Consider the following 13334-nt stretch of genomic DNA (forward strand, 5'->3'; position numbering starts at 1 on the left):
CGTGTCGTGGGAGGTGACTGTGGTGCCTCTGGTATTCAGGTTCAAAGGTGAACAGATCTTTACTGTAATTGGTATTACACCGTTTTGCCGGGCCCGCCTCGGTATCGCGCACTGTGGACAGCGATGCGTCTTACGCTGTACGCCGTAAGTTAAAAACAAACACCGCGCCCCGCCTTCACTTACAGCGTATGGCGTAAAGCATGGGGCGCCTGGTGCTGGATTAGTGAATCAGGATCAGGGTAGCCAGGCCGAGGAAGGACAGCAGGCCGATGATATCGGTGATGGTACTCAGGGCCATGGAGCCGGCGAGTGCCGGATCGATGTTGAACTTGCGCATCACCAGCGGAATGGCCGCACCGGCCAGCCCGGCAACCGCCAGGTTGATAAACATGGCCAGGCCCAACACGGTGCCGATTTGCCAGCTGCCTTTCCAGAAGCCGACCACCACGGCCACCATCAGCGCCCACAGCAAGCCGTTAATCAAGCCCACCAGCGCCTCCTTGGTCAGCAACCAACGGGCGTTACTGTCGCCAATGTGGCCCACCGCCATGCCGCGGATCACCAGTGCCAGGGTTTGGTTGCCGGCAATGCCACCCATGGAGGGGACTATGGTCATCAAGACGGCCAGAGTCGCCATTTGCGATAAGGTGGCTTCAAACATACTGGACACGCTGGCAGCCAGCAGGGCAGTGCCCAGGTTGACCGTGAGCCAGATTGAGCGTCGCCGGGCACTGGTCAGAACGGGGGCGAAGGTGTCTTCGTCGTCGTCCATTTTCGCCATGCCCATCATGGTGTGCTCGCCATCTTCACGGATAATATCCACCACATCATCTATGGTGATCCGCCCCAGCAGCTGATAATTTTCATCGACCACAGGGGCGGACAGCCAGTCGTGACGTTCGAACAGGTTGGCGACTTCGGTATCCGTCATGGTCAGGGGAATGGCCTCCACCTGGCTATCCATGGCTTCGGCAACCTGGGTGTCCGGCGCTTGCACCACCAGGCTGGCCAGGGAAATATCGCCCAATAACCGGTTATGCTGATCTACCACGTAAAGCGTGTCTGTTCCTTCGGGTAATTCGGAGTGTAAGCGCAGGTAGCGCAGTACCACTTCAATGCTGATATCGGATCGCACGGTAATGAACTCGGTGTTCATCAGGGAGCCGGCGGTGTCTTCCGGATAGGACAGCGCCTGTTGTGCCCGCAGCCGGTCCTGCTCGTCCATTTGCGTCAGCACCTGATCCAGCATCGGCTCGGGCAGGTCGCGCAAGACATCGGCCAGATCGTCCGATTCCATGTCTTCCAGGGCGGCGGCCAGCTTGCTCGGGCCCATCAGCCGCACTATGCCGTCTCTGACTTCTTCCGAGAGTTCTTCGAGGATTTCACCGTAGTCATCGGGGTCGATGAGCTGCCATAACACCTTGCGGCTGGGAGTGGGGGAGGCTTCCAGCAACCAGGCCACATCTCCCGGGCGCATTTGCTGCAAGCTGCGGCGAACATGCACAAACATGCCGCTATTCAGGGCTTGGGTGATGGCGTCCAGATGATCCGGCGTGCTGGGTTTTTCGGTTGATTCTGTCATCTGGATTTCCGCTTTTATATGGTTCGGCTGAACAAGGCCGTTATTCTGCCTCGTTGAAGCGGTCGGCGACAAGACGAGAAACGGCGTCCATGGCCGCTTCGGCATCTTCTCCTTCGGCGACCACTCGAATGGCGTGGCCCTGGGCAGTCTCCAGCATCAGCAGGCCCATCACGCTATTGGCCGGGGCCTGTTTATCCTGGCTGCACACGGTCACGGTGGCATCAAACTGTTGGGTCAACTGCACCAGCTGAATGGCGGCGCGGGCATGCAGTCCCAGCTTGTTGACGATTTTCAGGTCTCGCTCAATTCTCGACATGCTGCCTTTCCAGGGTGCGATGCCGCAGTTGCACACTCTTGCCCATCTTTTTGAATGACTGGGCCAACTGTTCAACCAGGTACACGGATCTGTGCTTGCCACCGGTACAGCCGATGGCCACGGTAACATAGCTGCGGTTGTTGCGCTCCAGGTGCGGCATCCAGGTGACCAGCAGGTTTTCGATCTGCAGCAGATACTTGGTGACTTCGAGCTGGCTGCCCAGATAGTTGGCTACCGGCTCGTCCCGACCGTTAAAGGGCCTGAGCTCGGCTATCCAGTGCGGGTTGGGCAGAAAACGGGCATCGAACACGAAGTCTGCATCTTGAGAAATACCATATTTGTAGCCGAACGATTCGAACACCCAGTTCAATTCACGCTCTTTTTTGCCGAGAATGCGGGCACGAATAATTTCGCTGAGATCATGAATGCTGAGATCCGAGGTGTCGATGCGTAAATCCGCCTCCGAAGACAGCGGAGCCAGCAAATGGGTTTCCTGGCGAATGGCTTCATCCAGCGTCAGGCTGAGCCGTGACAAGGGGTGGAGGCGGCGGGTATCGCCAAAACGGCGGATCAAGGCCGCATTGTCTGCATCAATGAAGATGCTGGATAAACTCACGCCCTCCATGGCGCGAACATCAAGCAGACAGGCTTCCAGCTTTTCACTGCTGTCGGGCAAGTTGCGCACGTCAATGCTCACGGCCACTTCACCGGGCTTGTCGCGGCGCATTTTAACCAGATCGGGTAACAGCTCTACCGGCAAGTTATCGACACAGTAATAGCCCAAATCCTCGAGTACCCGTAATGCAACGGTTTTACCCGAACCAGAACGACCACTGACGATCACCAGCTGCATAGCATCCTCCTCAGGAAGAAATCATGATTTGATAGAGTTCGTCATCACTGCCGGCTTGACGCAACTGCTTGCAAATTTGTTTGTCACTGAGTTTTTCGGCAATCAATGACAGGGTTTTAAGGTGTTGTTTACACTCTTGCTCCGGAACTAGCAAAGCAAAGACCAGACCGACGGGTTGGTTATCGATAGCATCGAATTCCACCGGTTCGGCAAAGGTGAGCAACACCGCCGTTGCCTGGTTATCATCGCTGATGCGGCCATGGGGAATGGCGATACCATTCCCTATACCGGTACTGCCCATTTTCTCTCGGGCCAGCAGGCAGTCAAACAACTGTTGACTGCTGACATTCAGATGCTGGGCAGCCAGCTCGCTGATGATTTCCAGAGCGCGTTTTTTGCTCGTGCAGGGGACCGCACTGCGCGTGCAGTCCCTGCTCAGTATGTCGGCGACTTCCATGGTTATTTTTGCTTGAGCTTCTCTTTGTGTTTGATGACTTGGCGATCGAGCTTGTCGAACAGACCGTCAATGGCGGCGTACATATCTTCATGTTGAGAGTTGGCGAAAATTTCACCGCCGCTGAGGTTGATCTTGGCTTCTGCTATCTGTTGCAGTTTTTCCAGGGTGAGAACGACGTGTGCGTTGGTCATGTTGTCGAAATGGCGCTCCAGTCTGGAGAACTTGCTGTGTACATAATCCCGCAGCGAGTCTGTGATTTCTACATGGTGTCCAGTTAGGTTTATTTGCATAACGTCTTCCTTCTAGGTCTGCCTTAAATCAGGCGTTTACGCTGATTGGAAGGGGGGATGGCCAGCGACTCACGATACTTGGCTATGGTTCGTCTGGCCACCTGTATCCCCTGTTCGGCTAATAATTGTGCGATTTTGCTGTCGCTCAATGGTTTAACCGGGTTTTCTGCTACCACTAACTTTTTAATCAAGGCCCGAATCGCGGTGGAGGAACACTCTCCGCCGGTATCGGTTCCCACATGGCTGGAGAAAAAATACTTCAGCTCAAACACGCCTCTGGGCGTGTGCATAAACTTCTGGGTGGTCACCCGCGAGATGGTGGATTCGTGCATTTCCACTACTTCGGCCACCTGGTTCAGCACCATGGGCTTCATGGCTTCGGCCCCATACTCAAAGAATGCCTGTTGTTGGTCAACAATACAATTGGCAACCTTGAGCAAGGTCTCGTTTCGACTTTCCAGACTTTTGATAAACCATTTGGCGTCTTGCAGGTGATTACGAATAAACTGGCCGTCTTCTCCGCTTTTGGCACCGGTGGCCATGGCGGCGTAAGTTTGATTCAGCCGCACCTTGGGCATGGCGTCGCTATTGAGCTCGGCCACCCACACGCCTTTCTGCTTGCTGACCAGCACATCGGGGATCACGTATTCGGAGCTGGACTGCACTATGCGGTTGCCCGGTCTGGGCTCCAGCTGCTGGATCAGCAGCAGCACGTCTCTGAGCTCATCTTCTTTCAGTTTGGCCTTGCGCTGCAAGGTGCGGTAGTCACGATTGCCGAGCAAGTCCATGTGCTGCTCGATAATCGACAAGGCTTCGTCCAGCCAGGGGGTGTCGGCCGGCAGGGACTCGAGCTGAATGCGCAGGCACTCCTGTACGCTGCGGGCGGCAACGCCCAGGGGGTCAAAGTGCTGTATGCGCTTGAGAACCGCTTCCACTTCGTCCGCTTCAATCACCTGCTCGCCACCCGCCACACAAGCCAGCAGGCCTTCAATATCGAGAGTGAGATAGCCGGCTTCATCGATGGCGTCGATAATGGCCAGGGCAATGGCCTGGTCGACATCACTGAAAGGCGTCAGTTGCATCTGCCACAACAGATAATCCTGCAGTGTTTCGGTGGTTTCCCCCTGGTATACCGTTTCTTCCATGCCCTCGGGCAGACCGGCGCTGCCACTGCCTCCGGCTGAGGCGGTATAAATCTCATCCCACTGGCTGTCCATGGGCAGCTCGTCAGACAGCTGACGTTGTTCCATGGCGGTGTCGGTGGCCATTTGTTCGTTTTGTGGCGCGGCAACCTCAACGACGTCCTGGCCTGCCTGATCTTCCTGCTCTTCCTGCTCGAGCAGGGGATTGTTATCCAGGGCCAGTTGAATTTCCTGTTGCAGCTCCAGGCTAGACAGCTGCAGCAGGCGAATGGCTTGTTGCAGCTGGGGGGTCATGGTCAGCTGCTGACCCATGCGTAACTGAAGAGTTGCCTTCATCGTTGAAAAAGTCCTTCCATGTCAACCGCTGGCGTCACCAGCGGCAAAGCTAGAGGCTGAATTGCTCACCAAGATAGACTTTCTTGACCTGCTCGTTATCGAGTATTTCGGCCGGGGTGCCGGCGGCAATACGATGACCATGGCTCACGATATAGGCGCGCTCACAGACATCGAGTGTTTCCCGTACGTTATGGTCGGTAATGAGGACGCCCAGGCCGCGATCCCGCAGGTGAAGAATGATTTTTTTAATGTCGAGTACCGAAATGGGGTCAACACCCGCAAACGGCTCGTCCAGCAAAATAAAACGTGGATCGGCCGCCAGTGCCCGGGCAATTTCAACCCGACGGCGCTCGCCACCGGACAAGCTCATGCCGGTGTTGTCGCGAATATGGGTGATATTGAATTCTTCGAGCAGCTGCTCCATTTTCTCTGTGCGCTCGGCGGCGTTCAGCTCCTTGCGGGTTTCCAGCACCGCCATCAGGTTATCGGCCACGCTCAGGCGCCGAAAAATGGAGGCCTCCTGGGGCAGGTAGCCGATGCCGGCGCGAGCACGAACATGCATGGGCTGATGGCTGATATCCTGATCATCTATGGTGATGCTGCCCGCATCACGCTGTACCAGGCCCACTATCATGTAAAAAGACGTGGTTTTGCCGGCACCATTGGGGCCAAGCAGGCCGACGATTTGGCCGGTATTGACCGTCAGGCTGACATCGGCCACCACTTGGCGACCTTTATAACTTTTCTGCAAATTTCGGGCTTTTAGGGTCGCCATCTTTAGTTTTGAGCCTCTTTTTCATTCATGTTTTGCAGTTGCTCAGGCAAGAAGATAGTGGTCACACGGTCTTTACCGCCCTGGCTTTCGGCTTCCATCTGCTCGCGGTCTATGTGATAGCGGATACGATAACCGGTAACGATATTGTCGTTTTGCTTCAGCTTGGCGTCGTTCAACAGCGTAATGGTGCGGGCTTTCATGTCGTAATGGATTTGTTTCGCCTCGGCATTGATCGGCTGGCCGCTGTCGAGCACCTGATAATAGGTGGCCGGTGAGCCATGGGCGGTCATGGACTGCAGGCCCTTCTCGTTGCGGATCACCACCAGCTTGCTGGCTCGCACATCCATGGTGCCCTGTTTGACCACGACGTTGTCGGTGAAGGTCACCTTGCTATCCGCCAGCTCGACCAGCTGACGGCCGGCATCTATGGTCACCGGCTGGTTGTAATCCGATTCTTTGGCCTGAGCAATATTCAGACCTAACGCCAACAGGCTGCCAATGCTAAGGAGTAACGTACGTTGCCCGGGTATCATGCAGTAATTCCACCGTTTGTTGATCGATTTTGCCCAGCAGGCCCAGGCCGTGAGCCTGATAGCTGGGGCTGGTTAACTGTACCGCCCGATTAGAGCGTAGCTGATTATTGATAAAGTCCAGCTCCAGATACTCGGTTGTCAGAGTATGCACCACTGCATCCGGTTGTAGTCCCTTGCCCACGACGCTGCCGTTCAGCACGGCGTTGTCGTTGGTGTTCAAAATGCCTTCATCACCGCTGAGCCGCCATTCTGGCTGGCCATCGGGCGAATAGAGCAAGATAACAGGTTTTTCCATTAGGGTCATGGCCAGCGGTTCGTAGTGCTCGGCATAGTCGGCATGCAAGCCGCGATAGGGCAGACCCTGCTGATTGTATTGTACGCTGGCCAGGTTTTTGGCGATGAAGTCCGGCTGATAATTTTGCTGGGTGACCGGTTGCTCGGCGACAGGCTTGAACCATTGCCAGCACATCAGCGCCAGCACAAACAGGCCGCCACACCACCAGGTCTGACGACTCATACGCTCATCCCCTGAGCCTGATGCAGGACGCCACGCGACTCGAGCATGAGATCGCACAGTTCGCGTACTGCCCCTCGGCCACCGGACAGGCTGGTGACATAATCGGCTTTCTGTCGGACCAGCGGATGGGCGTCGGCCACCGCCACCCCCAGGCCGCAGTCTTGCATCACGGGTAAATCGACCACGTCATCACCAATATAGGCGACCTGTTCCGGAGTGAGCTCCAGATCGGCCAGCAGACTCTGATAGCTGAGCATTTTATCACTCTGCCCCTGGTAAACGTGCCGTACCCCCAGCGACTTCATGCGCTCGGTGACGATGGAGGAGCTGCGGCCGGTGATGATCGCCACGGCAATACCGGCATTCTGCAGTGCCTTGATGCCAAAGCCGTCTTTGGTATTAAAGCTTTTGTACTCTTCCCCCTGGTTGCCCAGGTAAATGGAGCCGTCGGACAGCACGCCATCCACGTCGCAAATCAGTAACTGAATCCGGGCCAGTTGCTGCCACACGCCGGTGGCCACGGGGCCATACAAGGTAGACGCTTCCATCAGATCACTCCTGCCAGTAACAAGTCGTGCATATTAAAGGCGCCTATCGGGTGTTGCTCTGCGTCCAGCACCAGCAGGCCGCTGATTTTTTTCTCTTCCATCAGCTGCACGGCTTCTGCCGCCAGCATGGTGGCGTGAACCGTGGTGCAGCGGCGGGTCATGACCTCTTCAATAGCAGTGTGGTGTACATCTATCTTCTGATCCAGGGTGCGACGCAAGTCGCCATCGGTATAGACACCCACCAGCCGTTGCTCTGCATCCACCACGGCGGTAAAACCCAGGCCGGTGCGGCCGATTTCCAGCAGGGCGTCAATAATCAGGGTGTCGAGGGCGACTTTGGGCACTCTGTCCCCTTGGTGCATGAGGTCGGCGACCCGCAGCAGCAGCCGCTTGCCCAGGGCGCCACCGGGATGGCTGAGCGCGAAGTCATCGGCGGTAAAGCCGCGGGCTTCCAGCAGAGAGACCGCCAATGCATCGCCCATCACCAGAGCGGCCGTGGTGCTGGCCGTGGGCGCCAGGCCCAGGGGGCAGGCTTCTTGTTCCACGCGGGTGCAAAGATGGACATTGGCCTCGCGCGCCATGGTGGAAGCGGGATTGCCGGTGAGACACACCAGCGGAATGGCGCGACGCTTGAGCACCGGCAACAACGAGATAATTTCGCTGCTCTCACCGGAGTTAGACAGTGCCAGCACCACATCGTTCTTGCTGATCATGCCCAGATCGCCATGGCTGGCTTCACCCGGGTGCACAAAAAAAGCGGGGGTGCCGGTGCTGGCCAGGGTGGCGGCAATTTTATGGGCGATATGCCCCGACTTGCCCATGCCGGTGACGATGATCTTTCCCGAGCATTGAAACATCAGCCGGCAGGCATGATTAAAGGCTTGGTCCAGATATTGATAAAGGCCATCTATGGCTGCCTTTTCAATATCCAGCACGCGTTGAGCGGTCTTCTGGTAGTCAAATTCCACGGTCATCTTCTTCTCCACACCTTAGGGTCAACAGACCCCATGCGCCGCCATTATAGAAAAGCTTGTACCGATTAGCGACTGGCAATCGGTCGTGCTGGCCGGGCAGGGGCGTATTATCGGGGAGGCGTATCACAAAAAAAGGGATTTAGTGCATTATCCGGTCATTTAATGGCGTACCAGAGCGGCTAAAAGCCGTGTCTTGGTTGCCCATCTATCGGGGAACTCATACAATTCCTTTTTTTCGTTGGGGAATCAGATTGAGCCAGAACCTTGTTGAAATAAGGGATCTTTGCTTTGGCCATGGTGACCGGCCCCTGTATGACCGGATCAACCTGCAGATCCCGAAAGGCAAAATAACGGCCATAATGGGTCCCAGTGGCATAGGCAAAACCACGCTGTTAAGACTCATTGGCGGCCAAATCAAGCCAAGCAGCGGTGACATACTGTTTGATGGCGCCTCGATTCCTGCCATGGGGCGCTCGCGCCTGTATCAGGAACGCCAGCGCATGGGCATGTTATTTCAAAGTGGCGCCTTGTTTACCGGCATGTCGGTGTTCGACAATGTGGCTTTTCCGTTGCGCGAGCATAGCGGCCTGCCCGAGGCCATGATTGAAACCCTGGTGCTGATGAAGCTGGAAGCCGTGGGCCTGCGCGGTGCGGCACGGCTGATGCCTTCCGAACTATCGGGGGGCATGGCGCGACGAGCGGCACTGGCGCGGGCCATCGCCCAAGATCCGGAGCTCATCATGTATGACGAGCCGTTTGCCGGCCAGGATCCCATTAGCATGGCGGTGCTGGTCAAGCTGATTGCCGAACTCAACAAGGCGCAGGGGCTAACCTCTATCGTGGTGACCCACGATGTAGACGAAGTGATGAACATTGCCGATTACGCCTACATCATCGCCAATAAAAAGGTGATAGCGGCGGGAACGCCACAGGAGTTGCGCCAGCAAACCGACGCGCAGCTGGTGCAGTTTCTGCAAGGCCAGGCCGACGGGCCCGTGGCCTTCCATTATCCTGCGCCATCATTCAGGGAGTCGCTAGCTGATGTTAATTGATGTAATAGGCCGGCTGGGGCGTCGTGGCATCGACGGCCTGACCGCCGGTGGGCGGGCCGGCATCATGCTGGTGCATGCCCTGGTGGGGCGGCCGCAACCCCGAAAACACTTTCCGTTGCTGGTTGAGCAACTGAGAGTGGTGGGTGTGCAGTCGGTGGCCATTATACTGGTGTCCGGCCTCTTTATTGGTATGGTGCTGGCACTGCAGGGTTACAACGTGCTGGTGGACTTTGGTGCCGAAGGCATGTTGGGGCCGCTGGTGTCGCTGTCGTTGCTGCGCGAGCTTGGCCCTGTGGTGACCGGCCTGTTGTTTGCCGGCCGTGCCGGCTCTGCCTTGACGGCGGAGCTGGGCCTGATGAAAGCGACCGAGCAGCTGTCGAGCCTGGAAATGATGGGCGTAGATCCGCTGCGACGGGTGGTGGCTCCGCGCTTTTGGGCCGGCATGATCAGCATGCCGCTGCTGGCGCTGATGTTCAGCCTTATCGGTATTTGGGGAGCCAAGCTGGTGGGGGTAGACTGGTTGGGGGTCGATGAAGGCGGATTCTGGTCTGCCATGCAGGCGGCCGTCGATTTCAAGCAGGACATCATGCAGGGCTTTGTCAAAAGCCTGGTCTTTGCCCTGGTTGTCACCTGGATTGCGTTGTTTAATGGCTTTGATGCCAAGCCCACCGCAGCCGGGATCAGTCAAGCCACGACGCGTACCGTGGTTCATTCTTCTTTAGCGGTACTGGGGCTTGATTTCGTCCTCACCGCCGTCATGTTTGGATAAATGTTGATGAAATACAGCAAACTGGAATTCAGTGTCGGCTGCTTTATGTTGGCCGGAATAGGTGCCTTGTTGCTGCTGGCGTTTAAAGTGGCCGGTGTTAATGTGAAAGGGCAGGGTGAAAGCTATACCCTCTATGCCAAGTTCGATAATATCGGTGGACTTAAAGTGCGCTCGCCGATCAAGGTGGGCGGGGTCGTGGTGGGACGCGTCAGCGACATAAAGCTGGACCCTAAAGATCAGGTGCCGGTGGTGACATTAACCGTTAGCCGCAGCGCCGGTGTGTTTTCCGAAAGCAGCACCGCGGCCATTCAGACGTCGGGTTTGCTGGGTGAGCAGTATCTGGGGCTGAGCCCTGGTTTTGTCGATGAAGAAATGGGCATCGGCATGCTCAAGGACGGCGATACCATTACGGACACCCAGTCAGCACTGGTATTGGAAGAGCTGATCGGGAAATTCATTTACTCTATTGGTGATAACTAAGCCGTAGCACACTACCAGGAGCGAATAATGAAAAAATTATTGATGTCAGGACTGTTATTACTGGCCGGTAGCTGGGCCCCGTTGGTGCATGCGTTGACACTGAACGAACCGTATCAGCTGGTGAATGAGGTGGCGCAAAACACCTTCGACCGGCTGAACACCGAGCAGAGCAAAATCAAGGCGGATCCGAAATATCTGCGCACCATAGTGCGGGAAGAAATGCTGCCGGCGGTTGACGTGCGCTTTTCTGCCTTTCGCGTGATTGGCAAACAGCTGAACAACACCACGCCACAGCAAAGAGAGCAGTTTGTTGATGCGTTCAGTGATTATCTGGTGGTGACCTATGCCGATGCGCTGGCGGCCTATAATGATCAGAAGTTGAATATTGGCACCGGCACTGTGGGGGCGGAAGACAAGCTGGTCTCGGTACCTGTCACTGTGTTGGAGCCGAACAAGCCGGCCATTCAGCTGGAATTCAAGCTGCGTAAAAACAGCCGCACCGGTGAGTGGCGCGTATTCGACATGATAGCCGAAGGCATCAGCCTGTTGTCGGCCAAGCAGGCCGAGCTGAGTGGCCTGATCCGCCAGAAGGGGATCGATCAGGTAACCAAGGACTTGTATGCCCACACCAACAAGCCGGTGACCCCGCTGGAAAGAAAAGAATGAAACTGACTCGCGAGCTGACTCGAGCGCAATTATCGGCCTACTGGGCCGAGCGCCAGACGCTGTTTGCCAGTCGCGAGGCCGACTTGAGCGGGCTGAAGGAAATAGACTCTATTGGCCTGGCGTTTTTGGTGCAATGGAGCCAGTCACTGACTGCGGAGCAGCGGCCTTTGGCTCTGCTCACCCCGCCGGCCAGTTTTTATCCCCTTGCCGATTTATATGGAGTCAGCTCATTCTTTGAGCTGGCCGACAACCCTGCCGGGAGGCCGAATGGAACTGAATAATCAAGTAGAACAATTATTGCGGCAGGCGCTGCCTTTGGATGAACTGTATGTCAAAAGCGAAGGCAGCCACTGTGAAGTGATTGCCGTATCGGCTGATTTTGCCGATATGAGCCGCCTGAAGCGGCAACAGGCAATCAATGGCCCACTGCGGGATCTGATTGCGCAAAATACCATTCATGCCCTGACCGTGAAGACCTTTACTCCCGAGCAATGGGCTCGGGAGCGAAAATTTATTATGCCTTCCTAAACGGGAACCGAAATGGATAAATTTAAAATACAGGGACCTTGCCGGCTTGCCGGTGAGGTGACGATTTCCGGCGCCAAGAACGCGGCGCTGCCGATTCTGTTTGGCACCCTTTTATGCGACGAAGCGGTACACCTTTCTAATGTACCCAAGTTGAAAGATGTGGATACCACCCTGCAGCTGCTTGCCTCCATGGGTCTGAAAGTGGTTGAGCAAGATGACGCTATCGTTATTTCCGGCGCGGTCAACAGCCACATAGCCCCCTATGAGCTGGTGCGCACCATGCGGGCCTCCATTCTCGCCCTGGGCCCACTGGTGGCCCGTTTCGGCAAGGCCGATGTGTCTTTGCCCGGCGGCTGTGCCATCGGTGCCCGCCCGGTGAATCTGCACATTCACGGACTGGAGCAAATGGGGGCCGACATTCGGGTAGAAGACGGCTACATCAAGGCCCGAGTCGATGGTCGCCTGAAAGGCGCCCACATTCTGATGGATATGGTGAGCGTCACCGGCACCGAAAACCTGATGATGGCGGCGGTACTGGCAGACGGGCGCACCATTATTGAAAACGCCGCCCGCGAGCCGGAAGTGGTCGACCTGGCCCACTTTCTGAATGCCCTGGGTGCCAAAATTCAGGGCATCGGCCAGGACACCCTGATCATCGATGGTGTCGAAGCCTTGCATGGCGGCCAATACCGCGTGCAACCCGATCGCATTGAAACCGGTACTTTCCTGGTGGGGGCGGCGGTAACGGGCGGCAATGTGACCTGTCTGAATACGGCCCCTCATCTGCTGGAAGCCGTATTGGTGAAGCTGAAAGAAGCGGGCGCGCTCATTGAAACCGGTGAAGACTGGATTCGACTCGACATGACCGATCGGGTGCTTAAGCCGGTAGATATCAAAACCGCGCCTTATCCGGCTTTCCCTACCGATATGCAGGCGCAGTTTACCGTGCTGAATGCGGTGGCCAAGGGCGTGGGTCGGGTGACCGAAACCATCTTTGAAAATCGTTTCATGCATGTGCCCGAGCTCAATCGCATGGGCGCCAGCATAGAGCTGAACGGCAATATGGCGATTTGTGACGATACCGAGCTGCTGACGGGGGCGACCGTGATGGCGACCGATCTGCGTGCCTCGGCAAGCCTGGTGTTGGCGGGCTTTGTGGCGGAAGGCACCACCATAGTGGACCGGATCTATCACATCGATCGTGGCTACGAGTTTATCGAAGACAAGCTCTCCGCCCTGGGCGGCAAAATAGAACGGATTAAAGGTTAACACTTAAAACACAGCTGGAAGCGATCAGCTTTAAGCGGTAAGCCGCTCGAGTGGTCGGCTGTTGCAGCGTAAGGGGACAGGTATATGATACCTGTCCCCTTTTGTTTTGGTTCGCTAATACCAGCTGAGTGTCCAGACTGAATGTGATATCCACAGGGCCGATTGTGTGACTTATACCAAGCACATTAAATAAATGATCTATTTCATTGTTGTGTAGGCATCGGACAAAGGGACTACTCCGACGACC

Annotated in this window: 18 protein-coding genes; 7 read left to right on the forward strand and 11 right to left on the reverse strand. The window is 56.1% G+C overall.

Annotated elements, in window-relative coordinates:
* Positions 1–220 precede the first annotated feature (220 nt).
* From mgtE to ACN0VL_RS14525, 11 genes are read right to left on the reverse strand one after another with little or no spacing between them, the layout of a single operon-like run.
* Positions 221–1582, reverse strand: coding sequence for a magnesium transporter (gene mgtE / locus ACN0VL_RS14475; protein ID WP_417618587.1), 1362 nt, complete (start codon positions 1580–1582; stop codon positions 221–223).
* A gap of 40 nt (positions 1583–1622) precedes the next feature.
* Complete coding sequence (locus ACN0VL_RS14480; RefSeq protein ID WP_417618589.1) at positions 1623–1898, reverse strand: HPr family phosphocarrier protein; 276 nt, start codon at positions 1896–1898, stop codon at positions 1623–1625.
* Positions 1885–2751 (reverse strand): RNase adapter RapZ, encoded by an 867-nt coding sequence (gene rapZ / locus ACN0VL_RS14485; RefSeq protein ID WP_417618591.1) that lies wholly within the window; start codon positions 2749–2751, stop codon positions 1885–1887. Before rapZ ends, ACN0VL_RS14480 begins: the two co-directional genes overlap by 14 nt.
* 10 nt (positions 2752–2761) lie before the next feature.
* Positions 2762–3208 carry a PTS IIA-like nitrogen regulatory protein PtsN gene (ptsN, locus tag ACN0VL_RS14490; RefSeq protein ID WP_417618593.1) on the reverse strand — a complete coding sequence of 149 codons (447 nt, stop codon included), beginning with the start codon at positions 3206–3208 and terminating at the stop codon, positions 2762–2764.
* A 2-nt stretch (positions 3209–3210) separates the two neighbouring features.
* Positions 3211–3498, reverse strand: coding sequence for a ribosome hibernation promoting factor (gene hpf, locus ACN0VL_RS14495; protein WP_417618595.1), 288 nt, complete (start codon positions 3496–3498; stop codon positions 3211–3213).
* 23 nt (positions 3499–3521) lie between these two features.
* Positions 3522–4976: an RNA polymerase factor sigma-54 gene (locus ACN0VL_RS14500; protein ID WP_417618596.1), complete on the reverse strand. Its 1455-nt coding sequence runs from the start codon at positions 4974–4976 to the stop codon at positions 3522–3524.
* Positions 4977–5025: 49 nt separating this feature from the next.
* A complete protein-coding gene (lptB, locus tag ACN0VL_RS14505; RefSeq protein ID WP_417618597.1) occupies positions 5026–5751 on the reverse strand; it encodes an LPS export ABC transporter ATP-binding protein in 726 nt (241 codons plus the stop codon).
* 2 nt (positions 5752–5753) lie between these two features.
* A complete protein-coding gene (gene lptA, locus ACN0VL_RS14510; RefSeq protein WP_417618599.1) occupies positions 5754–6284 on the reverse strand; it encodes a lipopolysaccharide transport periplasmic protein LptA in 531 nt (176 codons plus the stop codon).
* Positions 6253–6801: an LPS export ABC transporter periplasmic protein LptC gene (gene lptC / locus ACN0VL_RS14515; RefSeq protein ID WP_417618601.1), complete on the reverse strand. Its 549-nt coding sequence runs from the start codon at positions 6799–6801 to the stop codon at positions 6253–6255. The genes lptA and lptC overlap by 32 nt, the downstream gene beginning before the upstream one ends.
* Positions 6798–7352: a 3-deoxy-manno-octulosonate-8-phosphatase KdsC gene (gene kdsC, locus ACN0VL_RS14520; RefSeq protein ID WP_417618617.1), complete on the reverse strand. Its 555-nt coding sequence runs from the start codon at positions 7350–7352 to the stop codon at positions 6798–6800. Before kdsC ends, lptC begins: the two co-directional genes overlap by 4 nt.
* Positions 7349–8323, reverse strand: coding sequence for a KpsF/GutQ family sugar-phosphate isomerase (locus tag ACN0VL_RS14525; protein ID WP_417618602.1), 975 nt, complete (start codon positions 8321–8323; stop codon positions 7349–7351). Before ACN0VL_RS14525 ends, kdsC begins: the two co-directional genes overlap by 4 nt.
* 251 nt (positions 8324–8574) lie before the next feature.
* Between ACN0VL_RS14525 and mlaF the strand changes: the two genes are divergently transcribed.
* The 7 genes from mlaF to murA are packed head-to-tail and all read left to right on the forward strand — an operon-like array spanning position 8575 to position 13087.
* The gene (gene mlaF, locus ACN0VL_RS14530; protein WP_417618604.1) at positions 8575–9375 is read left to right on the forward strand and encodes a phospholipid ABC transporter ATP-binding protein MlaF; all 801 of its coding nucleotides are present in this window, start codon (positions 8575–8577) and stop codon (positions 9373–9375) included.
* Positions 9365–10144, forward strand: a complete 780-nt coding sequence (gene mlaE, locus ACN0VL_RS14535) for a lipid asymmetry maintenance ABC transporter permease subunit MlaE (protein WP_417618606.1) — start codon at positions 9365–9367, stop codon at positions 10142–10144. The genes mlaF and mlaE overlap by 11 nt, the downstream gene beginning before the upstream one ends.
* A gap of 6 nt (positions 10145–10150) precedes the next feature.
* A complete protein-coding gene (mlaD, locus tag ACN0VL_RS14540; RefSeq protein ID WP_417618608.1) occupies positions 10151–10624 on the forward strand; it encodes an outer membrane lipid asymmetry maintenance protein MlaD in 474 nt (157 codons plus the stop codon).
* Positions 10625–10651: 27 nt separating this feature from the next.
* Entirely contained in the window at positions 10652–11290 is a 639-nt protein-coding gene (mlaC, locus tag ACN0VL_RS14545) for a phospholipid-binding protein MlaC (protein WP_417618610.1), read from the forward strand.
* On the forward strand, positions 11287–11571 hold the full coding sequence (locus ACN0VL_RS14550; protein ID WP_417618612.1) for an STAS domain-containing protein: 285 nt from the start codon (positions 11287–11289) through the stop codon (positions 11569–11571). Before mlaC ends, ACN0VL_RS14550 begins: the two co-directional genes overlap by 4 nt.
* Entirely contained in the window at positions 11558–11818 is a 261-nt protein-coding gene (locus ACN0VL_RS14555; protein WP_417618613.1) for a BolA family protein, read from the forward strand. Before ACN0VL_RS14550 ends, ACN0VL_RS14555 begins: the two co-directional genes overlap by 14 nt.
* A 12-nt stretch (positions 11819–11830) precedes the next feature.
* A complete protein-coding gene (gene murA / locus ACN0VL_RS14560) occupies positions 11831–13087 on the forward strand; it encodes a UDP-N-acetylglucosamine 1-carboxyvinyltransferase (RefSeq protein WP_417618615.1) in 1257 nt (418 codons plus the stop codon).
* Positions 13088–13334 lie beyond the last annotated feature (247 nt).

This window comes from Oceanisphaera sp. (genome assembly GCF_048268965.1).
Taxonomy (GTDB): domain Bacteria; phylum Pseudomonadota; class Gammaproteobacteria; order Enterobacterales; family Aeromonadaceae; genus Oceanimonas.

Bases quoted from the DNA above. Each gene is read 5' to 3' on its own strand.
- ptsN (WP_417618593.1), bottom strand. From the start codon at position 3,208: ATGGAAGTCGCCGACATACTGAGCAGGGACTGCACGCGCAGTGCGGTC.
- mlaD (WP_417618608.1), top strand. From the start codon at position 10,151: ATGAAATACAGCAAACTGGAATTCAGTGTCGGCTGCTTTATGTTGGCC.
- mlaC (WP_417618610.1), top strand. From the start codon at position 10,652: ATGAAAAAATTATTGATGTCAGGACTGTTATTACTGGCCGGTAGCTGG.
- murA (WP_417618615.1), top strand. From the start codon at position 11,831: ATGGATAAATTTAAAATACAGGGACCTTGCCGGCTTGCCGGTGAGGTG.
- lptA (WP_417618599.1), bottom strand. From the start codon at position 6,284: ATGATACCCGGGCAACGTACGTTACTCCTTAGCATTGGCAGCCTGTTG.
- ACN0VL_RS14525 (WP_417618602.1), bottom strand. From the start codon at position 8,323: ATGACCGTGGAATTTGACTACCAGAAGACCGCTCAACGCGTGCTGGAT.
- mlaE (WP_417618606.1), top strand. From the start codon at position 9,365: ATGTTAATTGATGTAATAGGCCGGCTGGGGCGTCGTGGCATCGACGGC.
- ACN0VL_RS14500 (WP_417618596.1), bottom strand. From the start codon at position 4,976: ATGAAGGCAACTCTTCAGTTACGCATGGGTCAGCAGCTGACCATGACC.
- mgtE (WP_417618587.1), bottom strand. From the start codon at position 1,582: ATGACAGAATCAACCGAAAAACCCAGCACGCCGGATCATCTGGACGCC.
- lptB (WP_417618597.1), bottom strand. From the start codon at position 5,751: ATGGCGACCCTAAAAGCCCGAAATTTGCAGAAAAGTTATAAAGGTCGC.
- ACN0VL_RS14480 (WP_417618589.1), bottom strand. From the start codon at position 1,898: ATGTCGAGAATTGAGCGAGACCTGAAAATCGTCAACAAGCTGGGACTG.
- hpf (WP_417618595.1), bottom strand. From the start codon at position 3,498: ATGCAAATAAACCTAACTGGACACCATGTAGAAATCACAGACTCGCTG.
- ACN0VL_RS14550 (WP_417618612.1), top strand. From the start codon at position 11,287: ATGAAACTGACTCGCGAGCTGACTCGAGCGCAATTATCGGCCTACTGG.
- lptC (WP_417618601.1), bottom strand. From the start codon at position 6,801: ATGAGTCGTCAGACCTGGTGGTGTGGCGGCCTGTTTGTGCTGGCGCTG.
- ACN0VL_RS14555 (WP_417618613.1), top strand. From the start codon at position 11,558: ATGGAACTGAATAATCAAGTAGAACAATTATTGCGGCAGGCGCTGCCT.
- rapZ (WP_417618591.1), bottom strand. From the start codon at position 2,751: ATGCAGCTGGTGATCGTCAGTGGTCGTTCTGGTTCGGGTAAAACCGTT.